The organism is Streptomyces sp. NPDC054849 (assembly GCF_053610945.1).
Genome location: NZ_JBSGZI010000070.1, coordinates 15,136 through 36,267 on the forward strand (window position 1 = coordinate 15,136; position 21,132 = coordinate 36,267).

General features: G+C 71.6%; 22 protein-coding genes and 2 pseudogenes. 14 read left to right on the plus strand and 10 right to left on the minus strand.

What is annotated here, in order from left to right; all coding sequences use genetic code 11:
• Positions 1 to 25 precede the first annotated feature (25 nt).
• From ACWGIF_RS26000 to ACWGIF_RS26010, 3 genes are all read right to left on the minus strand, one after another.
• Entirely contained in the window at positions 26 to 1,066 is a 1,041-nt protein-coding gene (locus ACWGIF_RS26000) for an ArsO family NAD(P)H-dependent flavin-containing monooxygenase (protein ID WP_453500942.1), read from the minus strand.
• Positions 1,063 to 1,869, minus strand: a complete 807-nt coding sequence (locus ACWGIF_RS26005) for an aquaporin (protein ID WP_453500944.1) — start codon at positions 1,867 to 1,869, stop codon at positions 1,063 to 1,065. Before ACWGIF_RS26005 ends, ACWGIF_RS26000 begins: the two co-directional genes overlap by 4 nt.
• A 61-nt stretch (positions 1,870 to 1,930) precedes the next feature.
• Positions 1,931 to 2,245: an ArsR/SmtB family transcription factor gene (locus tag ACWGIF_RS26010; RefSeq protein ID WP_453500945.1), complete on the minus strand. Its 315-nt coding sequence runs from the start codon at positions 2,243 to 2,245 to the stop codon at positions 1,931 to 1,933.
• A 71-nt stretch (positions 2,246 to 2,316) separates the two neighbouring features.
• Here ACWGIF_RS26010 and ACWGIF_RS26015 point away from each other — a divergent pair, with 71 nt between their 5' ends.
• The 3 genes and pseudogenes from ACWGIF_RS26015 to ACWGIF_RS26025 all read left to right on the plus strand — a co-directional run bounded on the left by ACWGIF_RS26015 (position 2,317) and on the right by ACWGIF_RS26025 (position 3,640).
• Positions 2,317 to 2,766, plus strand: a complete 450-nt coding sequence (locus tag ACWGIF_RS26015) for an arsenate reductase ArsC (RefSeq protein ID WP_453500946.1) — start codon at positions 2,317 to 2,319, stop codon at positions 2,764 to 2,766.
• A gap of 14 nt (positions 2,767 to 2,780) precedes the next feature.
• Positions 2,781 to 2,996: pseudogene (locus tag ACWGIF_RS26020) on the plus strand (thioredoxin-disulfide reductase); the annotation flags it as partial.
• A 143-nt stretch (positions 2,997 to 3,139) separates the two neighbouring features.
• Positions 3,140 to 3,640: an SCO4225 family membrane protein gene (locus tag ACWGIF_RS26025; protein WP_453500947.1), complete on the plus strand. Its 501-nt coding sequence runs from the start codon at positions 3,140 to 3,142 to the stop codon at positions 3,638 to 3,640.
• 162 nt (positions 3,641 to 3,802) lie between these two features.
• Here the strand turns inward: ACWGIF_RS26025 and ACWGIF_RS26030 are convergent, their stop codons facing one another.
• From ACWGIF_RS26030 to ACWGIF_RS26040, 3 genes are read right to left on the minus strand one after another with little or no spacing between them, the layout of a single operon-like run.
• Positions 3,803 to 4,588: an ABC transporter permease gene (locus ACWGIF_RS26030; protein ID WP_453500948.1), complete on the minus strand. Its 786-nt coding sequence runs from the start codon at positions 4,586 to 4,588 to the stop codon at positions 3,803 to 3,805.
• On the minus strand, positions 4,585 to 5,610 hold the full coding sequence (locus ACWGIF_RS26035; RefSeq protein WP_453500949.1) for an ATP-binding cassette domain-containing protein: 1,026 nt from the start codon (positions 5,608 to 5,610) through the stop codon (positions 4,585 to 4,587). Before ACWGIF_RS26035 ends, ACWGIF_RS26030 begins: the two co-directional genes overlap by 4 nt.
• 29 nt (positions 5,611 to 5,639) lie before the next feature.
• On the minus strand, positions 5,640 to 6,311 hold the full coding sequence (locus ACWGIF_RS26040) for a DUF4097 family beta strand repeat-containing protein (protein WP_453500951.1): 672 nt from the start codon (positions 6,309 to 6,311) through the stop codon (positions 5,640 to 5,642).
• 223 nt (positions 6,312 to 6,534) lie between these two features.
• Between ACWGIF_RS26040 and ACWGIF_RS26045 the strand changes: the two genes are divergently transcribed.
• The 7 genes from ACWGIF_RS26045 to ACWGIF_RS26075 all read left to right on the plus strand — a co-directional run bounded on the left by ACWGIF_RS26045 (position 6,535) and on the right by ACWGIF_RS26075 (position 13,186).
• Complete coding sequence (locus tag ACWGIF_RS26045; RefSeq protein ID WP_453500952.1) at positions 6,535 to 7,290, plus strand: helix-turn-helix domain-containing protein; 756 nt, start codon at positions 6,535 to 6,537, stop codon at positions 7,288 to 7,290.
• A 231-nt stretch (positions 7,291 to 7,521) separates the two neighbouring features.
• Positions 7,522 to 8,904: an acyltransferase family protein gene (locus ACWGIF_RS26050; protein WP_453500953.1), complete on the plus strand. Its 1,383-nt coding sequence runs from the start codon at positions 7,522 to 7,524 to the stop codon at positions 8,902 to 8,904.
• A 356-nt stretch (positions 8,905 to 9,260) separates the two neighbouring features.
• Entirely contained in the window at positions 9,261 to 9,671 is a 411-nt protein-coding gene (locus tag ACWGIF_RS26055; protein WP_453500955.1) for a hypothetical protein, read from the plus strand.
• Positions 9,672 to 9,680: 9 nt separating this feature from the next.
• Positions 9,681 to 10,409, plus strand: coding sequence for an ABC transporter ATP-binding protein (locus tag ACWGIF_RS26060; RefSeq protein WP_453500957.1), 729 nt, complete (start codon positions 9,681 to 9,683; stop codon positions 10,407 to 10,409).
• On the plus strand, positions 10,406 to 11,359 hold the full coding sequence (locus ACWGIF_RS26065) for an ABC transporter permease subunit (protein ID WP_453500959.1): 954 nt from the start codon (positions 10,406 to 10,408) through the stop codon (positions 11,357 to 11,359). The genes ACWGIF_RS26060 and ACWGIF_RS26065 overlap by 4 nt, the downstream gene beginning before the upstream one ends.
• Complete coding sequence (locus tag ACWGIF_RS26070; RefSeq protein ID WP_453500961.1) at positions 11,359 to 12,255, plus strand: hypothetical protein; 897 nt, start codon at positions 11,359 to 11,361, stop codon at positions 12,253 to 12,255. The genes ACWGIF_RS26065 and ACWGIF_RS26070 overlap by 1 nt, the downstream gene beginning before the upstream one ends.
• 169 nt (positions 12,256 to 12,424) lie before the next feature.
• Positions 12,425 to 13,186 carry a thioesterase II family protein gene (locus ACWGIF_RS26075; protein ID WP_453500963.1) on the plus strand — a complete coding sequence of 254 codons (762 nt, stop codon included), beginning with the start codon at positions 12,425 to 12,427 and terminating at the stop codon, positions 13,184 to 13,186.
• Positions 13,187 to 13,202: 16 nt separating this feature from the next.
• Here ACWGIF_RS26075 and ACWGIF_RS26080 read toward each other — a convergent pair whose 3' ends face one another.
• The gene (locus ACWGIF_RS26080) at positions 13,203 to 14,480 is read right to left on the minus strand and encodes a M6 family metalloprotease domain-containing protein (protein WP_453500964.1); all 1,278 of its coding nucleotides are present in this window, start codon (positions 14,478 to 14,480) and stop codon (positions 13,203 to 13,205) included.
• Positions 14,481 to 14,917: 437 nt separating this feature from the next.
• On the opposite strand from ACWGIF_RS26080, the gene ACWGIF_RS26085 reads away from it, so the two are divergent.
• The 3 genes from ACWGIF_RS26085 to ACWGIF_RS26095 all read left to right on the plus strand — a co-directional run bounded on the left by ACWGIF_RS26085 (position 14,918) and on the right by ACWGIF_RS26095 (position 18,126).
• Positions 14,918 to 15,598 (plus strand): TetR/AcrR family transcriptional regulator, encoded by a 681-nt coding sequence (locus tag ACWGIF_RS26085; protein WP_453500987.1) that lies wholly within the window; start codon positions 14,918 to 14,920, stop codon positions 15,596 to 15,598.
• 62 nt (positions 15,599 to 15,660) lie between these two features.
• Complete coding sequence (locus ACWGIF_RS26090) at positions 15,661 to 17,193, plus strand: MFS transporter (RefSeq protein WP_453500965.1); 1,533 nt, start codon at positions 15,661 to 15,663, stop codon at positions 17,191 to 17,193.
• Between the two features lie 108 nt (positions 17,194 to 17,301).
• The gene (locus ACWGIF_RS26095) at positions 17,302 to 18,126 is read left to right on the plus strand and encodes a dioxygenase family protein (RefSeq protein WP_453500967.1); all 825 of its coding nucleotides are present in this window, start codon (positions 17,302 to 17,304) and stop codon (positions 18,124 to 18,126) included.
• Here the strand turns inward: ACWGIF_RS26095 and ACWGIF_RS26100 are convergent.
• The gene (locus ACWGIF_RS26100; protein ID WP_453500969.1) at positions 18,123 to 18,467 is read right to left on the minus strand and encodes a Uma2 family endonuclease; all 345 of its coding nucleotides are present in this window, start codon (positions 18,465 to 18,467) and stop codon (positions 18,123 to 18,125) included. The genes ACWGIF_RS26095 and ACWGIF_RS26100 overlap by 4 nt on opposite strands.
• An 18-nt stretch (positions 18,468 to 18,485) precedes the next feature.
• Positions 18,486 to 18,795: pseudogene (locus tag ACWGIF_RS26105) on the minus strand (N-acetyltransferase family protein); the annotation flags it as partial.
• A gap of 197 nt (positions 18,796 to 18,992) precedes the next feature.
• Between ACWGIF_RS26105 and ACWGIF_RS26110 the strand changes: the two are divergent.
• Entirely contained in the window at positions 18,993 to 19,970 is a 978-nt protein-coding gene (locus tag ACWGIF_RS26110) for a sigma-70 family RNA polymerase sigma factor (RefSeq protein WP_453500970.1), read from the plus strand.
• A 151-nt stretch (positions 19,971 to 20,121) separates the two neighbouring features.
• Here the strand turns inward: ACWGIF_RS26110 and ACWGIF_RS26115 are convergent, their stop codons facing one another.
• The gene (locus tag ACWGIF_RS26115; protein ID WP_453500972.1) at positions 20,122 to 21,078 is read right to left on the minus strand and encodes a helix-turn-helix transcriptional regulator; all 957 of its coding nucleotides are present in this window, start codon (positions 21,076 to 21,078) and stop codon (positions 20,122 to 20,124) included.
• Positions 21,079 to 21,132 lie beyond the last annotated feature (54 nt).

Here is a 21,132-nt window from a genome sequence, read left to right on the forward strand (position 1 = left end):
GCGATGATTCCCCTTCCTGAACGGTTCAGGCGCTGAGGACTTCGGCGATCTGGCGGGCGGCCTCGCGGGCGGTGCGGCCGACGCCGATGAGGGTGGCGGAGGCCGGGCCGGTCCAGTCGCCGTAGCCGAGGAGGTGGATCCGCGGGTCGGCGACGGCGCGGGTGCCTTCGGTGGGGATGCGGCCGCCTTCCGTGCGCAGGCCAAGCGGAGTCAGGTGCGAGAGCGCGGGGCGGAAGCCGGTGCACCAGATGATCGCGTCGGCGGGCCAGACGGCGCCGTCGGCCCAGCGGGCTTCGCCGGCCGTCAGGCCGTCGAACATCCGGTGGTCCGGGATGAGCCACGCGTCGCGGGCCGCGCGTACGGGCGGGACGGCGACGATGTCGCCGAGGTCGGAGAGGCGGGGACCGCCGGACTGGACGCGCCGGGTGGCGAGTTCGAAGAGGGCGCGGCCGTCGATCTCGTCCGGGAGGTAGCGGGCCGGGTGCTGGGTGACCCAGCGGACGGTGGCGTGCGGGGCGAGGTCGGCGGCGATCTGGGCGCCGGAGTTGCCGCCGCCCACGACGATCACGCGCTGGCCGGCGTAGTCCCAGGGGCTGCGGTACTCCACCGTGTGGTGCTGGCGGCCCTGAAACTCCGACCGGCCGGGAACGGCCGGCAGGAAGGGGCGCCACCAGTTGCCGGTGGCGCTGATGAGGGTGCGGGCGGTCCAGGCGCCCGTGTCCGTCTCGACGCGCAGCAGTGGCGAGGCGTCGTGCACGCCGGTGACACGGACGCCGCGCTGGATGGGGAGTTCGTACCGCTTCTCGTAGTCGGCCAGGTACTCCAGCACGTGCGCGACGTCCGGGAAGGGCTTGCCCTCCTGCTGCGGCATGAGGCGGCCGGGCAAGGAGGAGTACGCAGCCGGGGAGAAGAGATGCAGCGAGTCCCAGGCGTGCTGCCAGGCGCCGCCGGGAGTGGCCTGGGCGTCGAGGATGGTGAAGTCGATGCCCGCCCGCCGCAGGTGGTAGCCGGCGGCGAGCCCTGCCTGGCCGCCCCCGACCACCACCACATCCGCGTGCCGGGTCATGCCGCGGGCTCGTGCTTGCCGCGCATGAAGATGACCGCGACCAGGGCCAGGCCCACGACCCCGCCCGCCAGCTGGGCGCCGATGAACCCGGGCACCGAGGCGGGGGCGATGCCCGCGAAGGTGTCGGTGAAGGCGCGGCCGACGGTCACGGCGGGGTTGGCGAAGGAGGTGGAGGAGGTGAACCAGTACGCGGCGCCGATGTACGAGGCCACCGCGACGGGCGCGAAGCGCAGGCGGTCGGTGCGGGCCAGGCCGAAGATCAGCAGGATCAGGCCGGCGGTGGCCACGACCTCGCCGAGGAGGAGGTTCCCGGCCGAGCGGTCGTGGGTGGACCACTTCACCAGGGGCTCGCCGAACATCGCGTCCGCCAGGATCGCGCCCGCGATCGCACCCGCGATCTGGGAGGGCAGGTACACGGCGAGCTCGCGGGCGGTGACGCCGGCGCCGCCGCGGCGGGCCGTCCACCACTCGGCCAGCGTGACGACCGGGTTGAAGTGTGCTCCGGACACCGGGCCCAGGAGAGCGATGAGGACGCCGAGGCCGAAGACCGTGGCCGTGGAGTTGGCCAGCAGCTGCAGGCCCACGTCCTGCGTCAGCTCGGTGGCCTGGATGCCGGAGCCGACCACGACCGCCACGAGCGCGGCGGTGCCGACCAGCTCGGCGGCGGCCCGGGCGATGAGCGGGGTGCGGGGCGGGGTCGCGCCGGGGGCGGGCTGGGGCGCGCCGGGGGCGGGCTGGGGCGCGTCGGCGGCTATGACGGCCTCCGCTGCGGGTGCGGTGCCGACGGGCTCGGAGACGGACAAGGCGGGTTCTCCTCGGGCAGGTGAGGCAGAGCGAGTAGGGGCTACGGGCTAGGGCTACCGGCTACGGGCAGGACCGCTTGACGTTCGCCTCGGCGGTGGCGCGTGCGCTCTGGGCGAGCTCGGCGAACTGGCCGGCGAGCTGCGCGATGGCCTCCGGGCGCAGGCGGTAGTAGGTGAACCTCCCGCACGGCTCGGTCTCCACGACCCCGGCTTCGCGCAGCACCTTCAGGTGGTTGGAGAGGTTCGTCTGCTTGGCACCCGTCTCCTCCACGAGGTGGGTGGTGCAGAGCGTTTCCTTGGCCAGGAGGGTCACGATCTGGAGCCTGAGCGGGTCGGCCAGAACCCGGAGCAGATCAGTGTCGACTGACGTCATCATGCGCTGATACTGTCACATCATCCGGGGCTGATACCAGTCCGGGCTGAGTCATTGGATTGAAGGAAGAGACGATGTCCTCCACCCCGCTCGCATCCGTGCTGTTCGTCTGCATCCACAACGCAGGCCGATCGCAGATGGCCGCCGGATTCCTGCGCCACCTCGCGGGCGACCGGGTGGAGGTCCGCTCCGCCGGCTCCGTACCCGGAGACCAGGTCAACCCCTCCGCCGTCGCCGCGATGGCCGAGCTGGGGATCGACATCTCCGACCAGAAGCCGAAGGTCCTCACCCCCGAGGCGGCCCAGGCGTCCGACTACATCATCACGATGGGCTGCGGGGACGCCTGCCCGTACTTCCCCGGCAAGACCTACCTGGACTGGCAGCTCGAGGACCCGGCCGGCCAGGGCGTGGACGCCGTCCGCCCCATCCGTGACGAGATCAAGGGCCTCATCGAGGGTCTCGTCGCCGAGATCGACGCCAAGAACGCCAAGAACGCCAAGAACGGCAACAAGCAGGAGAGCTGACCGCATCATGGCGAATGGACGCGGAGGGTTACCTCAAGACCCAGGCACCCACGACCCGGACGAGCATCGCCGGTGTCTTCGGTGCGGGCGACGTGGTGGACCACCTCTGCCGCCAGGCCGTCACCGCGGCCGGCTCCGGATGCGCCGCGGCCCTGGACGCCGAGCGGTACCTCGCGGCCCTCGGTGACGCTGTGCCGACCGACGAATCCGAGCTCGTAGCGGCAGGCTGAGGGCCGAGGCCCGCTCCGCCGCCCGCCCGAGCCCACCGGCGCCTCGGCAGCGTAGGCAGGTGTGCACGTGCGCCTGAGTAGCCCTACTCAGGCGCACAGGCCCGACCGTTCCGATACTGGCTGTCGGACGAACGGGAGAAGTCGTGAGACGGCGTCGGTCAAGACTTGAAGTGTGGTTTCCCGCTGGCTACTTGGCCCTGGTGGTCGGGCTGTTGGTCTGGGTGGACGTGCTCGTCCGGACGGGGGACGCCGGGTTCGCCGGCATCTGGCCGGTGCTGGCCACCGCACCGCTCAGCCTCCTGGCCCTGGGGCTGAACGCGCCCGCTCCCGAGTCGCTCGGATCGCCGGAGGTCACGCCGGTCCACACGGGCCCCGTGCCGCCGGCCGAGCCCGGGCCCGCGCCCGAGCTCCTGCCCGGGGAGACGCCGGAGCCCGTGCCCGTGCCCGTGCTCGAGGGGCCGCCCCCGACCGACTCGGGAGCGTACGACCTGCCCGGTGCCGAACTGTCCGACATGTGGCTGGGGTTCGGGTTCTACGGTGTGATCCTGGCCTGCGCCCTGGTCAACGCCACGGTGCTCTGGGCGCTGGTACGCGGCCTGACCGGTCTCCTCGCCCGCCGTCGGGCAGATCCCGGCCAGGCATAGCCAGTGCAAGACCCCGGGCCCGGGCCGTCGTGATGGCGTCACGACGGGCCGGGCCCGGGTCATCAAGGCGGGCCGAAGGGGCGGCGTACGTCCGCACGGTGTCGGAGTACGCCGCCCTCGGGTGGGGCGAGCTGCGGGACGAGGCCCGCGTCGGCAGGGCGGTTACTTCGGGTCGCCGTTGAACTTCGCGGCCGACCAGAAGTAGCCGAGCACCGCGAGACCGAGGCACCAGGCGACCGCGAGCCACCCGTTGTGGCCGATCTCGCTGCCGAGCAGCAGCCCGCGCAGGGTCTCGATGGCGGGCGTGAACGGCTGGTACTCGGCGATCGGCCGGAACCAGCCCGGCATCGAGTCGACCGGGACGAAGGCGCTGGAGAGGAGCGGCAGAAGGATCATCGGCAGCGCGTTGTTGCTGGCGGCCTCGGCGTTCGGGCTGATCAGGCCCATGCCGACCGCGATCCAGGTGAGGGCCAGGGCGAAGAGCACGAGCAGTCCGAACGCCGCCAGCCATTCCAGGGCCGTGGCGTCCGTGGACCGGAAGCCGATGGCCACGGCGACGGCGCCCACGAGGACCACGCTCGCGATCGACTGCAGCACGCTGCCGATGACGTGCCCGATGAGCACCGAGCCTCGGTGGATCGCCATCGTGCGGAAGCGGGCGATGATGCCCTCGCTCATGTCGGTGGAGACGGACACCGCGGTGCCGATCGTGGTGCTGCCGATGGTCATCAGCAGGAGGCCGGGCACCAGGTAGGCGATGTACGCGGAGCGGTCGCCGCCGCCGATGCCCGCACTCATCACGTCGCCGAAGATGTAGACGAAGAGCAGCAGCAGCATGATCGGCGTGAGCAGCAGGTTCAGCGTGAGGGACGGGTAGCGCCGCGCGTGCAGGAGGTTGCGGCGCAGCATCGTGGACGAGTCGCGCACGGCGAGGGCGAGAGAACTCATCGGACGGACTCCTCGGGCTCGGTGGACTGGCTGGGCGGGGTGGACTGGCCGGGCGGGGCGGACTGGCCGGGCAGGGTGGACCGGCCGGGCTGCACGTCGGTGCCGGTCAGGGCGAAGAACACGTCGTCGAGGTCGGGAGTGTGCACGGTCAGCTCGTCGGCCTCGATGCCGGCGGAGTCCAGCCGGGCGAGGATGGAGCCCAGTTCGCGCTGGGTGCCGTCGCTGGGGATCTGCAGTGCGAGAGCCTCGTCGTTCCGGGTGACCTCGTGCAGCGCGGCCGCGGCCGCGTAGTAGGCGGAGGGGTCGGAGAAGCGGAGCCGGACATGGCCGCCGGGAATCAGCCTCTTGAGTTCCTCCGCGGTGCCATGGGCGGCGATCCTGCCGTCGTTGAGCACGGCGATACGGTCGGCGAGCTGATCGGCCTCCTCCAGGTACTGGGTGGTGAGGAAGACGGTGACCCCGTCGGAGACCAGCTCGCGGATGATCTGCCACATGTTGTGGCGGGAGCGGGGGTCGAGACCGGTGGTGGGCTCGTCGAGGAAGATGATCCGCGGGTTGCCGACCAGGGTCATGGCGATGTCGAGGCGGCGCTTCATGCCGCCCGAGTAGGTGGAGGCGGGCTTCTTCGCGGCCTCGACCAGGTCGAAGCGCTCCAGCAGCTCGGCGGCGACCCGTCGCCCCTCGGGCTTGGACAGGTGGTGCAGGTCCGCCATGAGGAGCATGTTCTCCTCACCGGTGATCAGGCCGTCGACGGCGGAGAACTGCCCGGTGACGCCGATCGCGGCGCGCACCGCCTGCGGGTCGGTGGCGAGGTCGTGGCCGCCGACGCGGATCTCGCCGGAGGCGGGGTCGGGGGAGATGAGAGTGGAGAGGATCTTGACGGCGGTGGTCTTGCCGGCGCCGTTCGGGCCGAGCAGGGAGAAGACCGTTCCCGCGGGGACGGCGAAGTCGACGCCGTCGAGCACGACTTTGTCGCCGTAGGACTTGCGCAGCCCGTTCGCCGCGATGGCCAAGCTGGTCATGAGGGGTGCTCCTTCAGAGGCTTGCGGGTTCAGAGGCTGCGGGCGGTGATGTCGCCGTAGGCGGTGGTCGCGTGGATGGTCAGGGCGGCGCCGGCGCCGTCGGTGTTCTTGAGGGTGTTGTGGATCCGGCCGTAGGAGGTGCCGGCGTCCAGGGAGGCCGAGACTCCGCGGGCGGCGCCGACGGAGATCGCGCCGGCCTCGGTGCGCAGCGTGACCGTGCCGCCGACGGCCTCGGTGATGCACAGGTCGCCCTTCTGGGTGCTGATGTTGGCGGGGCCGCCCAGGCGGCCGACGGAGATGTCGCCGGCGTGGAGGGTGAGGCGGGCGCTTGCGGTCTCGTCGAGCTTGACCGTGCCCTGCGCGCCGCCGAAGGTGACGTCGCCGAGCCGTCCGACGCCGCGGAGCTCGGCGCTGGCCGCCTTCGCCTCGACGTGGGAGCCGGCGGGCAGCTGGACCGTCACCTCGACCGATCCGGAGGATCCGAGGATCCGGTTCTTCGCCGGTGCGGCCTCGATCCGCAGGACACCGTCGCCGTACGCGACCGTGATCTGCTCGGCGGCCTTCACGTCGCGACCGCTGGAGGCGTCCGCGGGCAGGACCTCCACCGCGGTGTCGGCCCGGTCGGCGGCGATGAAGCGGATGCGTCCCGCGGGGATGTCGAGGACGGCGGCGATCGGGGCGGGGGTGGCGAACTTCTGCATGATGGTTTCCTTCGGCTTGTTCGTTTCCGTTGATGGAAACGCTACGTTGCGTTCAAGGAACCCTCAAGATGCCTATTGCGTATCAACGTTATTTTTGCAGGTGAGAGGCAGAGAATCGTTGCAACGGGACGCGAAGTTAACGCAACGTCAGGTGCTTCTGCGTTGCAATGAATGGAAAGTGAACGCTATGCTGGAGCTATCGACGAGAACGAAGGAGACCGCAATGCCGGGAGGCAGGCTCACCCAGCAGGAACGCCAGCAGATCGCTTCGGGGCTGGCCGACGGCCTCGCCTACGCGGAGATCGCCAGAGGGCTCGACCGTCCGACCTCGACGATCACGCGTGAGGTGATGCGCAACGGCGGCCCCACCGCCTACCGCGCGGACCTGGCCCATCGCGCCACCGAACAGCGCACCCATCGGCGCAGGCAGGCCGCGCCCCGGGGCGCGCAGGCGCCCGCGCAGGCCGGCGGACGCGATGCCGAGGTCGTGCGCGAGTACGAGGAGACGTTCACCACCCTCCTCATGCAATCGGGCGTGCCCAAGATGATGGCCCGGGTGCTGACCTGCCTCTACACCACGAATGCGGGCAGCCTCACGGCGGCCGAGCTCGTCGAGCACCTCCAGGTCAGCCCGGCGTCCATCTCCAAAGCGGTCGCGTTCCTCGAAGCCCAGGGGCTTGTCCGCCGGGAGCGCGACGAGCGCCGCCGCGAGCGCTACATGGTCGACGACGACGTCTGGTACCAGTCGATGATCGCCAGCGCCCGGTCCAACGCCGTGCTCGCCGAGGCGGCACGGCAGGGGGTCGGCATCCTCGGCCCCCATACCGCGGCCGCCGCCCGCCTGGAGAACATCGCCCGCTTCCTCGACTTCGTCGGCGAGAGCATCACCCGGGCCGCGGAGCAGGCCCGCGAGATCCTCTACACGAAACCGGGAACGCCCACGGGCGCCGCTGCCGAGCCGAGCGGGGATCGCGGGTAGTCCCCCGCCTCGACGGCCACGGCCGGCGGTGCCCGCGCCGGATCGCCCCCGAGGCGAGACCCACCCTGGACCGAGCAGGAACCCGAACGCGCCGTCGATCGTCCGTACGGCACCGCGGTTGCGCAAGCGCCGAGGTCAGCGGGCGGGGCCGCCGCAGGACCGGCTCGCGCCGCCGACCCCGGCCGTCCGTGGACGACGGGCCGGCCGTCGGGGGTCGGATATCGTCCCTGCGTGAAGTTCATACCCCCATTCGCCCGGCAGACGTCCGCCGCACCGGCCGCCACACAGGCCGCTGCACCGGCTACGGCCGCCGCACCCGGAGCCCGGCTCGGCTGGCTGGACGCGCTCCGCGGCATCGCCGCTCTGATCGTGGCCCTGCACCACTTCGACGTGCTGAGGATGCTGCCCTTCGGGGGCATGATCTGGCGGAACTTCGACATGGGCCTGTTCGGCGTCATGCTCTTCTTCATCGTCAGCGGCTACATCATCCCGGCCTCGCTGGAGCGAAGGGGCGACGTCCGCGGCTTCTGGATCGGCCGGATCTTCCGGATCTACCCGGCCCTGATCGCCGCCTTCGTCCTCTCGATCATGATGCTGCCGCCCGGGGACGGCTCGGTCGCGCTTCTGCGCACCGGCGACGACCCGGCCTCACTCGTGGCGAACGGCCTGATGCTCCAAGACCTGCTCGGCGTCATCAACGGCATGAACGTCACCTGGACGCTGTGCTACGAGATGGTCTTCTACTTCTTCGTCACGGCCCTCTTCACCCGTGGCCTGCACCGGCACAGCGGGCCCATCGCGGTGGCCCTGGCCGTCGTCGCGCTGGCGACCGGTACGGCAGTCGGCACCCAGCTCCTCAATGCGGAACTCGGCTCGACCCGCCAGCTCCTGCTGATCGTGACGCCGCTCGTGCTCCTGGGCCTCGTCGGCGTGCTCAGCGGCCACCGCATGCTGACCGGCACGGGCGCCCTGCTGCTCGGCGGGGTCGGCCTGCTCCTGGTCACCCTCAACAGCAGGGCCCCCGCCTTCGAAACCTGGATGATCTTCGCGACCATGTTCGCCGGTACCGTCGTGTACCGGGCGCAGCACGGTCAGCTCGCCCGGGTCCCGGCCCTGCTCTCCTGCGGTTTCGTCCTCGTCGCGGGCGTGCTCGTCGGCTGGCTGTACAACCGGGGTGAGGCCCTGGACCGGACCTGGTCCTCGGGCTGGAAGGCCTGGTCGATCGCCTACCTCACCGCATGGGTGCTCTTCGGCATCGGCTTCCTCCTCAGGCGGCGCCGCTTCCCGAAGGTGCTGACCTGGCTCGGCGCGATCAGCTTCTCGGTGTACCTGCTGCACATCCCGCTGCTGCGCACCATCGAACCGCTGGTGGGCGTTCCGCCGCAGCCGTCCTCGACGCTCGGACGGATCGCCTGGACGGCGATCTTCCTCGGCGTCGTCGTGGCCGTCAGCCACCTGATGTACCGCCTGGTCGAGATGCCGATGCAGCGCCTCGGCCGACGCGTGCAGAAGGCGGCGGACCGCCGCCGGCCACGCACCGCACCCACGGCACCCACCCCGCCTGCGGCCCCCGCCGAGCCCGACGTCGCCCTGTCCGGCACGTCCCATACCTGATCGGGGCCGACCTGCGGGAAGGCGCACCACGTCGTCGGCGACGCGGAGAGAGGCGGCTTCAAGCCATCTGGGAGGCTGGGCCGCCCGGAGGGCTTGCCTGTCGCGGGGGCGGTCCGACCCGCCTGGCCCGGCTTCTGCATGCGGAATGCTCCAAGTCGGCCCCACTCGGGCGCTCTTGCGGGGGAGTGAAATCAAGCCACCGGAAAAATCGGTGAGTCTGCTGCGAGTTGGCGCAAATTCTTCCCAACTTGACTAGAAGTAAAGCAAATATGAAGATCATCTCCGGCTGCGCGTCGATGACGGCGCGCAGTGCACAGACTCCACCGGGGAAGGTGGAGCGAACGGAGGGGAACCCCATGCGTACTCGCATGAAGTCGGCCGTGGTGACGGCCGCGCTCGCAGCAGGACTCGTTGGCGCACTCGCGCCGAACGCCTTCGCTGCGTACACGCAGGTGAAGAACTTCTCCTTCACCGACGAGGGCGTGGGTGCGGAGACCGGCCGTTGGTCGGCCCCGGGCAACAGCCAGTCGGCATCGCAGGACGCGTGCGCCACGAGCAACGGCGCTCAGGGCCGGGTCGGCTACGACTTCAAGATCGACAAGTCCTGGCAGCCCGACCAGTGGGTCGCCTGGCGTGACTGGTCCTGCGACAACGGCGTGTACTGGAAGGAGTTCGGCAACGCCCCCGCCGGCAGCTACTACATGCAGATAGCCAACGCCCCGGCGTTCATCCACTCGTCGGGTCGCGTCGTCTACAACTGGAAGTAATCTCAGACGATGAGCGTCCTTTCCTGCCACGAAGTGACCAAGAGCTTCCGGAAGCACTCCGTGCTGGAAGGGGTTCATCTCAGCCTGGAGGCCGGCGAGATCGTCGGCCTCCTCGGGCTCAACGGCGCCGGCAAGACCACCCTGATGCGGGTGATCACGGGGCTGTCCACCCCCGATTCCGGTGAGGTGCGGCTGTTCGGGGAGGCCTTGCCGATGCGGCCGCGGCAGCTCGACCGGCTCGGAGCCGCTCTCGACGCGCCCGCCTTCCACCGGTGGTCCACCGGACGCGCCATGCTGCGCACCCTGCTGGACACCGCCGGGCTTCCCGACGGCGGACGGATCGCCCGTACGCTCAACCGCGTCGGGCTGACCGGCGCCGCCGACCGCCGCCTCGGGACGTACTCGCAGGGCATGCGGCAGCGGCTGGCCATCGCCGCGGCGCTGCTCAAGCAGCCCGATCTGCTGATCCTCGACGAGCCCACCAACGGGCTCGACCCCGAGGGACTGCGCATGGTGCGGCGGATCGTGGCCGAGGAGGCCGCGCGCGGGGCCGCCGTCCTCGTCTCCAGCCACCAGCTCGACGAGATCCAGCGGATCTGCCACCGCGTGATCATGCTTGCCCAGGGCCGCGTCGCCGCCGCCGGCACTCTCGACGCGCTCGGCTACGACCCGGAAAGCGGTCCGGCCGCCTTCGAGGACTGGTTCTTCGGGCTCGTCGGGAACGGCGGCCGCCAGTGAACCGCCTCGTCCGGGCGGAGACCCGGCGGCTGCTGCGGCACCCGCTCGCCCTCACCCTCGCCGCGCTGTTCGTCTTCGGCTCCCTCTACTGCGCCTGGGTGAGCCAGAACATGGCCTCGTACAACCTCAAGCAGGTGCAGGCCAACCTCGACTACCTGCCCCGATCGTGTGATTCCGCGCAGAACACCCCGGAGCAGAAGGACAAATGCCTCGCCGAAGTGCCCCTGCAGGCCGTCGGGCTGGAGCGGATCCAGGACAGGTTCACCGCTGAAGGAGTCCGTGCCGCACACGCCCAGCACCCGGTGGGCTCGCTGCTGTGGACCGTACGGCTGCTGACGTCCATTCCCGGGCTCGCGCTCCTCGTCATGCTGGCGGCCTTCTCCGTCGCCGGTGAATGGAGCCGGGGCAGCATCGTGCCGCTCCTCCTCTACGAGTCCCGCCTCAGCAGGCTGCTCGCCGCCAAGGCCCTGGCCGTCTGGGTGTGGATTCTGGCGCTGCTCTGCGCGTCCGCCGCCGTGACGGCCGCGTTCGGCCTGCTCTACGGCCGCAACGCCTACCCGCTGCCTTCGCCCGGCGCCCTCGGCACCGTCCTCGCCGACACCGCACTCGGCGTACTGGCCGGGGCAGCCGTGCTGGCCGGGGCCGCAGCCGTCGCGGTCGCCCTCGGCGCACTGCTGCGCCAGCCGATGCGCACCTTCCTCGCCGGGATGCTGCTGCTCGTCCTGGTGGTCCGCACCTCCGCCGCCCCGGGGCTGGGCGCCTGGCTCCCCGGCGGCGCGCTGGCCGACCTCGTCGGCTTCGGTGCGGTGGACGGGGTCTGGGACCACTTCTGGATCTCCACCGACCCCTCCACCGCCCCCGTCCTGCTCCGCGTCCTGCCGACTCTGGCCCTCATCGGTCTCCTCTGGATCGGCCTGGACCGGTTCAACAGGACCCGGGACCGCGCCTGATGGCCGGCAGCCGGCGCCGGCCGACACGCCGGGAGGGCGCCGCGTGGGCCGGCGAGCTGCGGGCCCTGTGGACCGCTCCCGTGTGGGGAGCCACCGCGGTGGCGATGGCGGTGGTGCTGGGGCTCGCCGTCCGGCTCTGGATGGCGGGCGCCTCGTACGGGGTGCTCGACCCCTCGGTGTCGGCACTCACCTCGCTCCCGTCGGCGCTGCGAGCGGCGGCATGGCAGTTCGCGACTCTGCTGGGTCTCGTCCTCACGGGAGTGGTCGTCGCCATGGGGCTCGGCCAGACCCTGGAAGGCGGTACCTGGAGCGCCCTGCGCCTCTTCGAGAACCGGGTCGGGGTGCTGTGGGCGCGCAAGGTCGGGGCCGCGCTCGCCTTGGCGCTCGCCGTGCAGATCGTCACCGGCGTGCTGCTCTGGCTGGCCACCTCGGCGCTCGCCCGACTGTGGCCGGCGCGGCCCCGCGTGGTGCCCCCGGGGTTCGGCGGGGCGGCTCCCACGGCGCCTCCCCTGCCCGTCGAGTCCGCGACCTGGGGCCAGGCCGCGGGCGCGATCGCCGGCGCCCTGCTCGTCCAGTTCCTCTTCATCTGCCTGGCCGGCCTCGGGGCGGCACTGCTGCGCAGCGTCATCGGGACCCTCGCGCTCGGCATCGGTCCCCTGTTGGTGACCGCGCCACTCGTGATGCTTCCTGCGGCGCCGTTCCTACCGCACCGCTGGATCGCCGACTTGCTGAACCTGCCCTCTGAAGCCCAGTACCAGCTGTACCTCTGGAACCAGGCCCCGCCCGATCCGTCCCCCCTGACCGGCGGCCTCGCCCTCGCCGGGGTCGCGGCCCTGGCCGCCGTGGCTGTCTGGGCAGCGCTGCGTTCCGAGCGGGCACTGCGTCCCGTCGACTGAGTACGTACGTCCTTCCTTCCTGCGACGCACGGGAGGCGCCGCTGCGGGCTGCCCGGCACGTGGCCGACCGGGGAGCGGATCGGCCGGTCGGTGTGAAAGCCGGGTGAGCGGGGTCGTGGCGCTGCATAGTCTGACCATCGGTCAATCCGGATCCCGAGGAGAATCACTGATGGTCGGGTCGCGTTCCTCCGCCGACGTCCCCTGGTGGCCGATGCTCCGGATCCGGGGCGCGGCGGTCGCGCCCCGCGCGCGCCTGCTGGTGTTGCCGCACTCCGGGTCCGGCCCCAACACCCTGCTCCCCCTCGTCGAAGCGCTGCCCCAGCACGTGGAAGTGCTCGGACTGTCGCTGCCCGGCCGGGAGCGCCGGTTCGGCGAGCCCCCCGGCTGCCGGCTCGGCCAGGTCCTGGACTCCGTATCCGACGAGGTGCTCGGCCGTGCGCCGCTGCCCACGGTCGTCTTCGGGCACAGCCTCGGCGCGCTCCTCGCCGCCCGCGCCGCGCTCCTCCTCGGCCCGCACTGCCGGGCCGCCGTCGTCAGCGGCCAGCTGCCCGGCGGAAGCCCGCGCCGGGCCCATGCGGCCACCACCGAGCAGGACGCCGTCCGGCTGCTGAAGGACGGTGGGGGCACGCCGGAGTGGGTCCTGCAGGATCCGGACATGCTGGCCCACCTCACGCGGGTGCTTCAGGCGGACCTCGCACTCGGCCGGGAGGCCGCGTCGGGGTTCGAAGACGTACGGCTCGACGTGCCCTTGCACGCGCTGGGCGGTACGGCGGATCCGCTGGTCCCGCACGAACCGCTGGACGGCTGGGCCGCGCACACGACCGCGGCGTGCCGGGTGCGCCGGTTCGACGGCGACCACTTCTTCCTCTTGGCCCCGGAGCACCGAGCCGAGGTCGTGGACGTCCTGCGTCAGGCCCTCGCGGGGGCCTGACGTCCGGCGCGAGGCGCTACGGCCGGGTGATGCGGACCTGGTAGCTGCCGTTGCGCAGTTCGCCCACCACCGAGACGCTGATGCCCGCCTTCTCGTCGGTGAAGGTCTCGCCCGGCCGGAACGGCGCGTCCGAGAGCTCCGCGTGCACGTTGGGCCGCCGGGTGCAGCCGCCGCTCGCGTCGGCGCTGTCCGACACCGTCACCGGGCCGTGCCCGGTGTCCACGTCGGAGTCCACCTTGTAGACGAGGACGCCGGGCTTGCAGACGGCCTCGTCGTTCCCGGCCCGGGTCCGCACCTCCACCGCGTACCCGGCGCTCTCCGACAGCGGTACGAAGGCCAGCTTCGTGCCGCCCCGCACCGCCAGCGGGGACAGGACGTGGTCGCTGCTGCCCGGCTTGGACGCGCAGCTGATCTGTGTGCTGTCCAGCCAGCCCAGCTTCCACTTGTGCCAGCCCAACAGGTCGTTGTTGGCACCCCAGTCCTCGCTCATGATGTCCCAGTGCCCGACCGTGCTGCCGCCGTCGGAGGTGTAGAGGTCGGGCAGTCCGAAGACGTGCCCGTTCTCGTGCGGGAGCACCCGGTAGCCGGTCTCCCGGTAGGTGCCGGAGCCGTCGTCCTGCCGGCTGTAGACGAAGGACGTGTTGGCCAGCGGCACGCCGTCGGCGACCGGCGCCTCGCCGTTGCCCGAGAAGGTCACCGACAGGACGGTGTCCAGGGCGGACGGCCCGGCGTTCGGCGTGACCAGGACGTTGATCAGGTCGTACCGGCTGAAGTCCACCTCGGGGTCGGCGGCCTTCGCGATGTGCTCGGCGAGCTGCCGGTAGCCGGGCTCGTACGCGGACCCGCGCTCGATCCCGTACGCCGCGAAGGGCATCGGCATCCGCAGCCAGGTCCTTATCGGCGCCTCGGCCTGGTAGGCGAGCCGCCCGTAGGAGCTGGTGCGGAACCAGTCGGAGGTCTGGGGGAAGAACTCCGCCAGCCGGTCCATGGCCGCGCCCTCGCCCTTGGCGTCGGGGAAGTCGACCATCAGGTTCAGGGCCCGGACCTCGCCGGTCGAGCGGGAGTACCCGGGAGGGGTCGGCAGGCCCTCGGACATCTGCACGCCCATCGTGCCGGCGATCCGGCAGGGAGCGAGAGCCGCTTCGACGGTCGAGCCCACCGGTCCGGCCGTCGAGTTGCCGTGGCTGGATATCCCCGTGCTCGCGGTCGCCGTGACGCCCAGGGCCAGTGCGGTCAGCCCGATGAACGCGCTGGTGCAGCGTGATCTGCGTATCCGGTGGCGGGTCTGCGGCATGGAGATCGCCTTCGGGTCCGCGGCAGCCGGCCCTGTCCGGTCTGCGCTCTGTTCGATCACCCTCCGACGGGCGCGGCGCGCCCGCGCGCCGGAAGAGGCCGAACGTGAACGGTCTTGTGACTCAGGTCACGCGAAGGAGTGAAATAACCGGGGAGCAGATCCCCGTTTGTACGTGAGTCCCGCCAAGTGGGGACCGGCTCCCCGTTTCAAGGGGCCGATCGTGAAGTCCTACGCGTGTCGCGTACCAGGGAGGCCCCGGAATGAAGCGCTCCACCGCCACAGCCCCGGCGGCCCCGCCCGTCCTCGGGGTGACCGTGGACCCGGCGGCGGAGCCCGAGGCCGCGACCGGTGCGCTCGCGACCGGTTTCGCGCCCGCGCCCGGTGCCCCCGCGCCCGGTTTCGCGCCCGCGCTCGCGCCCGGTTCCGCGGTCCCCGGGGTGCCGGGGGAGCCGGCCGAGCCCGGACCGGCCGTCCGCACCTCCCGCTCGACCGGTGTTCCGTCGCGCCCGCGCGCCGACGCCGTCCGCAACCGCGAGCGGATCCTGACGGCGGCCCGCGAGGCCTTCGTCGAGTTCGGCGCCGCGACCCCGTTCGACGAGGTGGCCCGCCGGGCCGGCATCGGCAATGCCACCCTCTACCGGCACTTCCCCGACCGGCCCACGCTCGTGCGCCAGGTCGTGCTCTTCACGATGGGCCGGGTCACGGCCTCGGCCGAGGCCTCCCTCGCCGAGGAGCCGGACGCGTTCGCCGCGCTGTGCCGCTTCACGCACACCGCCGCCGACGAGCGGATCGGTGCCCTGTGCCCCGCGCTCGCCGACGACTTCGACGGCGACCACCCCGAACTCATCGCGGCGCGCACCGCGTTGGAGGCGGCCGTCGAGACCCTGCTGACCGCCGGCCAGGACGCCGGACTGGTCCGCGCGGACATCGGCGTCGGCGACCTGATGGTCGCCCTGTCCCAGCTCAGCCGCCCCCTGCCCGGCACCGCCTGCCTCGACACCGACCGCTTCGCCCACCGTCATCTGCAGCTCTTCCTCGACGGGTTGCGGGCTCCGGCCCGCTCCGAACTCCCGGGTTCGGCGGCCACCTTGGAAGACCTGCGGCAGAAAACCATGTGACCCACCCCAAGCTTACGAACTAGCCTTTTCCAGTCATTCCGCACAGTGAAGTGGGTACCCCCATGTCAAAAACAGCCGCGCCTGCGCCGCTGGCTGCCGATCCCAGCCGCTGGAAGGCACTCGTCTTCATAGCCCTGGCCCAGCTGATGGTCGTCCTCGACGCGACCATCGTGAACATCGCCCTGCCCTCCGCCCAGACCGACCTGGACATCTCGGACGGCAACCGCCAATGGGTCATCACCGCGTACGCGCTGGCCTTCGGCGGACTGCTCCTCTTCGGCGGCCGCATCGCCGACAAGTGGGGCCGTAAGAACGCCTTCGTCGTCGGCCTCATCGGCTTCGCCCTGGCCTCCGCGCTCGGCGGCGCCGCGAACGGCGAGGCCATGATGCTCGGCGCCCGCGCCCTCCAGGGTGCCTTCGGCGCACTGCTCGCACCGGCGGCCCTGTCGCTGCTCGCGGTCATGTTCACCGACGCCAGGGAGCGCGCCAAGGCTTTCGGCATCTACGGCGCGATCGCAGGCGGTGGCGGCGCCGTCGGCCTGATCCTCGGCGGCTTCCTCACCGAGTACCTGAACTGGCGCTGGACCTTCTTCGTCAACATCCCGTTCGCGATCGTCGCGGCCGTGGGTGCCTGGCTGGTCATCCGCGAGCCCGCCGGTTCCCGCAACCGCGCCCCGCTGGACATCCCCGGTGTGGTCCTGTCCACCCTGGGCCTCGTCGCCCTCGTGTACGGCTTCACCCGCGCCGAGTCCGAGGGCTGGTCGGACGCTCTGACCGTGGGCATGTTCGTCGGCTCGGCGGTCCTGCTGGCGGCCTTCGTCCTCGTCGAGTCCCTGGTGAAGTCCCCGCTGCTGCCGCTGCGCGTCCTGCTGGAGCGCAACCGCGGCGGTGTCTATCTCTCGCTCGGCCTGGCCGTCATCGCGATGTTCGGCCTGTTCCTCTTCCTCACCTACTACCTCCAGATCGTGAAGGGCTTCTCGCCCGTCAAGACCGGCTTCGCCTTCCTGCCGATGATCGCGGGCATGATCCTGGGCTCGACGCAGATCGGCGCCCGCCTGATGACCCGCGTCGCGCCGCGCCTGCTGATGGGCCCGGGTTTCCTGGTCGCCGCCGCCGGCATGCTGATGCTGACCCAGCTGGAGGTCGGGTCCTCGTACCCGGCGCTGATCCTGCCGGCGCAGCTGCTGCTCGGCCTCGGCATGGGCACGGCGTTCATGCCCGCCATGTCCCTGTCCACGCACGGGGTGAACCCGGCCGACGCCGGAGTCGCCTCCGCCATGGTCAACACCTCGCAGCAGGTCGGCGGCGCCATCGGCACCGCGCTGCTCAACACCATCGCCGCCTCGGCGACCACCGCGTACCTGGCCGATCACACGGTCGAGACCGCGGCGGGCGGCGCGGCCGCGCAGCTGGTCCAGGCGCAGGCCATGGTCGAGGGCTACGCGTCCGCCATCTGGTGGGCGGTCGGCATCCTGGTCGCCAGCTCGGCCATCGCCCTGACGCTGATCAACACCGGCCGTCCGCACATCGGCGGCCCGGCGGCCTCCGGTTCCGCCGAGAACGTCGACCTCAAGGTCCCGGTGATCGCCCACTGACGGCGGTACCCGCACGGGAATGACTGACGACCCCGCTTGGTTCAAATTTGAACCAAGCGGGGTTAGTCTTTTCACGGCAGCCCTGCACCGACGACGGAGGAGCGCCCCATGACCCCGGCCCCCGCACCCCTGACTCCGGTGGGCGTGCCCCCGCAGGAGACCCGTATGCCGGCGCTCTACCTCAGCCACGGGGCGCCGCCGCTCGCCGACGACGCGCTCTGGCCGGGCGAACTGGCCGCCTGGTCCGCGGCCCTGCCCCGCCCGACGGCGATCCTGATGGTCTCCGCCCACTGGGAGGAGGCCCCGCTCGCCCTCGGCGCCACCGAGCCGGCCCCGCTGGTGTACGACTTCTGGGGCTTCCCCGAGCACTACTACCGGGTCCGCTACGAGGCCCCGGGCGCCCCGGCCCTGGCCGCCTCGGTCCGGTCGCTGCTACGGGCCCCCGGCAGCCCCGTCCAGGACATCGCGGACCGCGGCCTGGACCACGGGGCGTACGTCCCGCTGGTGGAGATGTACCCGGAGGCGGACGTACCGGTGCTCCAGATATCCATGCCTACCCTGGATCCGCGCCGCCTGATGGACATCGGCCGCAAGCTGGCGCCCCTGCGCGACGAGGGGGTCCTCATCGTCGGCAGCGGCTTCTTCACCCACAACCTGGCCGCGCTGCGGCACCCGGGCCCGGGCGTCCCCTCCTGGTCGGCCGAATTCGACGCGTGGGGCCACGAGGCGCTGACCTCCGGCGACCTGGACTCCCTGCTCGACTTCGAGACCAAGTCCCCGTCGGGCCGCCTGGCCCACCCCCGTACGGAACACTTCGCCCCGCTCTTCGTCACACTCGGCGCCGCGGAGGCCACCGGCGACCTCGCCGCCCGCCGCGACACTGTGACCGGCTTCTGGATGGGCCTATCGAAGCGCTCCCTGCAGTTCGGCTAGGGCCTCCGGCCCGGCCCCGTGATCTCCTCCCCGACGGTGAAGCCCTTGGCGGGCCCCTCGGGGATGGTGACGGCCGTCCCGTACGGCACTCGGACCTCGTCGTCGTAGACGGCCTGGTCCGGATCGGGGGTGGTCAGCACCGTGACCATGCCGAGTTCATCGTGATCGTCGATGAGGACGTAGACGGGAATGCCCGCGCGTGCGTACGCCCGCCGCTTGCGTACCCGGTCGCGGGACACGCTGTCGCGCCCGGGATAGACGACCTCGACGACCAGTTCCACGGCCGAGGCCTTGATGCCGATGCCGTCCTCGGTGACGTGCCGGGATATCCAAGACCTCACCCGGACGGGTGGTCGCCCGGCCCCGGTCGACCGCGTGCGGGGCGAGGTACACGCTCGCCTCCCCCGACGTGGCGCAGGCCGGTTTGGGGCGGAACGGGCTGCTTGTGGCGTATCCGGCCATTCCCTCAGCCGTGCAGGCAACCAGAAGCCGGTGCGGACCGTCTTCAGGGTGGGAGTGCAGCCAGGGGCGACGCTGCTCCGGAGTGAAAGCGGCCGTGTCGAACGTGACCGCCGTCTCACGGATGTAGTGGTTGTAGAGGTTCGTGAGAGCGGCCAGATCCGCCTCCGTTTCGCACCTGACCTGCACTTCTTCGGGTTTCTGCGGCATCCGCGCCCCTCTCGTGGCGGGGCAGGATACTGCAAGATCTCGAGAAAGAGGGAACGGCGTGGGAATTCTGTCCCGATTCCAGTCGTTGTTTCCTTCGGAAGCGGGCACTCGGGAGAGTGTCCGCAGGACGCACCACCGCACCGCCGGTGGCCGTCCGGCAGCCGCACCGCGACCGAACTCATCGCAAGGGAGCACGCATGGCAACCCGCGCCGTCGCCCGTCGTCAGTCCACGAGCAGCGCACGCGCTGTGGGCGGGGAGATCGCAGACCGCGACCTGGTCGGCATGTACCTGGACGAGATCGCGCGTACCCCGCTGCTCGACGCCGCCAAGGAAGTGGAGCTCTCCCAGATCATCGAGGCGGGCGTCTACGCCCAGCAGATCCTCGACGGCGCGATAGAACGCGAGGGGGAGACCCCGGCCCGCGAGGAGCTGGAGGCGCTGGCCGCCGAAGGCGAGCGCGCCAAGGAAGTCTTCATCCGCTCGAACCTCCGCCTCGTCGTGGCCGTCGCCCGCCGCTATCCGCGCAGCGGCCTGCCCCTCCTCGACCTGATCCAGGAGGGCAACGCCGGCCTGGTCCGCGCGGTCGAGAAGTTCGACTACGCCAAGGGCTTCAAGTTCTCCACGTACGCCACGTGGTGGATCCGCCAGGCGATCACCCGCTCCATCGCGGACCAGTCCCGCACCATCCGTCTCCCCGTCCACCTGGTCGAGGAGCTCGGCCGGATCCGACGCGTCCAGCGCGAGTTCAACCGCGAGAACGGCCGCGACCCGGAGCACGCCGAGATCGCCGCCGAGCTGGACACGACGGAGAAGCGCATCGGCGACGTCCTGGACTGGGCGCGCGACCCGGTCAGCCTGAACATGTCGGTGGACGACGACGGTGACACCCAGTTCGGCGATCTCCTCGAGGACACCTCGGCGATCTCGCCCGAGCAGTCCGTGCTCTCGCTGCTGCGCAGCGAGGAGCTGGAGGACCTGCTCGGCAAGCTCGACCAGCGCACCGCCTCGATCATCAAGATGCGGTACGGCATCGACGACGGCCGCGAGCGGACCCTGACCGAGGTCGGCAAGCAGCACGGCCTGACCCGCGAGCGGATCCGCCAGATCGAGAAGCACGCCCTGCTGGAACTGAAGCGGATGGCACGCGACACGGGCTTCGACGCGGTGGCCTGACCGGCCCGCAGCCAAGCCCCCCTGTACGAGCCCCGGCGCCTATCCCCCCCAGGCGCCGGGGCTCCCCCCTTCCCGGCTCGGGCCTTTTCAGCCCCGTCGGCGTTCGAGCCCCCAGGGTCCGGGGCGCTCAGGGTCCGGGGCGGAGCCCCGGCTACGGTGTCGCAGCCGCCGACGTGAGCCGCGCGGCCAGCGCACCGGCCGCGGCCCGAAGCGACGCCGGCCCCCGCACGGTGAACGGCAGACCCGTCAGCGCCAGCCGCGCCACCAGCCACTCCGGCGTGTCCCGGCTCTCGAAACGCACCGAGGTCTCCGTCCCCCCGCCCGGCAGGGCCACGGACCGCAGCCACTCCGGCAGCTCCGCCGGCCCCACCGCGAAGGTCGCCTCCACCAGGTACGTCTGCTGCTCGCCGCCCCGCAGCCCCCGCCGCACGAAGTCCTCCGCGTCCATCGGCAGCGCCCGCGGCGCGAACCGGGCCCCCGTCGCGAAGGCCTCGTCCACCCGGTCCACCCGGAAGGTCCGCCAGTCCTCCCGCTCCAGGTCGTAGGCGACCAGGTACCAGCGGCTCCCCGTGCTCACCAGCCGGTACGGCTCCACCAGCCGTCGCGACTCGGCCCCGTCCCCCGCCCGGTACGCGAACCGCAGCCGCTCGGGTCCCGCCACCGCCGACGCCATCGTCGTCAGCGTCCGCGGGTCCACGCTCGACCCGTCCCCCCGCGTCAGCGCGATCGTGGCCGTCTGCAGCGCGCCGACCCGGTGCCGCAGCCGCGAGGGCAGGACCTGCTCCAGCTTCGCCAGGGCCCGTACGGAGGCCTCCTCGACCCCTTCGATCGCGTGCCCGGCCCCCGCCCGCAGCCCCACCGCGATCGCCACGGCCTCCTCGTCGTCGAGGAGCAGGGGCGGCATCGCCGCCCCCGCCACCAGTCGGTAGCCGCCCTCGGCCCCCAGCGTGGCCTCCACCGGGTATCCGAGGTCCCGCAGCCGCTCGATGTCGCGCCGGATGGTCCGCGCGCTGACCCGCAGCCGCTGCGCCAGCTCGCTGCCGGGCCATTCGCGCGGGGTCTGGAGGAGGGACAGCAGGGAGAGCAGCCGTGCGGGGGTGTCGGTCATGTCTTCCAGGTTGCCAGTCAAATAGGACACCAACTGACCTACATGCCGTCTAGG

Excerpts from the sequence above, each read along its gene's own strand:
- ACWGIF_RS26000 (WP_453500942.1), bottom strand. The coding sequence starts at position 1,066 with ATGACCCGGCACGCGGATGTGGTGGTGGTCGGGGGCGGCCAGGCAGGG.
- ACWGIF_RS26010 (WP_453500945.1), bottom strand. The coding sequence starts at position 2,245 with ATGATGACGTCAGTCGACACTGATCTGCTCCGGGTTCTGGCCGACCCG.
- ACWGIF_RS26015 (WP_453500946.1), top strand. The coding sequence starts at position 2,317 with ATGTCCTCCACCCCGCTCGCATCCGTGCTGTTCGTCTGCATCCACAAC.
- ACWGIF_RS26030 (WP_453500948.1), bottom strand. The coding sequence starts at position 4,588 with ATGAGTTCTCTCGCCCTCGCCGTGCGCGACTCGTCCACGATGCTGCGC.
- ACWGIF_RS26035 (WP_453500949.1), bottom strand. The coding sequence starts at position 5,610 with ATGACCAGCTTGGCCATCGCGGCGAACGGGCTGCGCAAGTCCTACGGC.
- ACWGIF_RS26040 (WP_453500951.1), bottom strand. The coding sequence starts at position 6,311 with ATGCAGAAGTTCGCCACCCCCGCCCCGATCGCCGCCGTCCTCGACATC.
- ACWGIF_RS26045 (WP_453500952.1), top strand. The coding sequence starts at position 6,535 with ATGCCGGGAGGCAGGCTCACCCAGCAGGAACGCCAGCAGATCGCTTCG.
- ACWGIF_RS26055 (WP_453500955.1), top strand. The coding sequence starts at position 9,261 with ATGCGTACTCGCATGAAGTCGGCCGTGGTGACGGCCGCGCTCGCAGCA.
- ACWGIF_RS26060 (WP_453500957.1), top strand. The coding sequence starts at position 9,681 with ATGAGCGTCCTTTCCTGCCACGAAGTGACCAAGAGCTTCCGGAAGCAC.
- ACWGIF_RS26070 (WP_453500961.1), top strand. The coding sequence starts at position 11,359 with ATGGCCGGCAGCCGGCGCCGGCCGACACGCCGGGAGGGCGCCGCGTGG.
- ACWGIF_RS26075 (WP_453500963.1), top strand. The coding sequence starts at position 12,425 with ATGGTCGGGTCGCGTTCCTCCGCCGACGTCCCCTGGTGGCCGATGCTC.
- ACWGIF_RS26080 (WP_453500964.1), bottom strand. The coding sequence starts at position 14,480 with ATGCCGCAGACCCGCCACCGGATACGCAGATCACGCTGCACCAGCGCG.
- ACWGIF_RS26090 (WP_453500965.1), top strand. The coding sequence starts at position 15,661 with ATGTCAAAAACAGCCGCGCCTGCGCCGCTGGCTGCCGATCCCAGCCGC.
- ACWGIF_RS26095 (WP_453500967.1), top strand. The coding sequence starts at position 17,302 with ATGACCCCGGCCCCCGCACCCCTGACTCCGGTGGGCGTGCCCCCGCAG.
- ACWGIF_RS26110 (WP_453500970.1), top strand. The coding sequence starts at position 18,993 with ATGGCAACCCGCGCCGTCGCCCGTCGTCAGTCCACGAGCAGCGCACGC.
- ACWGIF_RS26115 (WP_453500972.1), bottom strand. The coding sequence starts at position 21,078 with ATGACCGACACCCCCGCACGGCTGCTCTCCCTGCTGTCCCTCCTCCAG.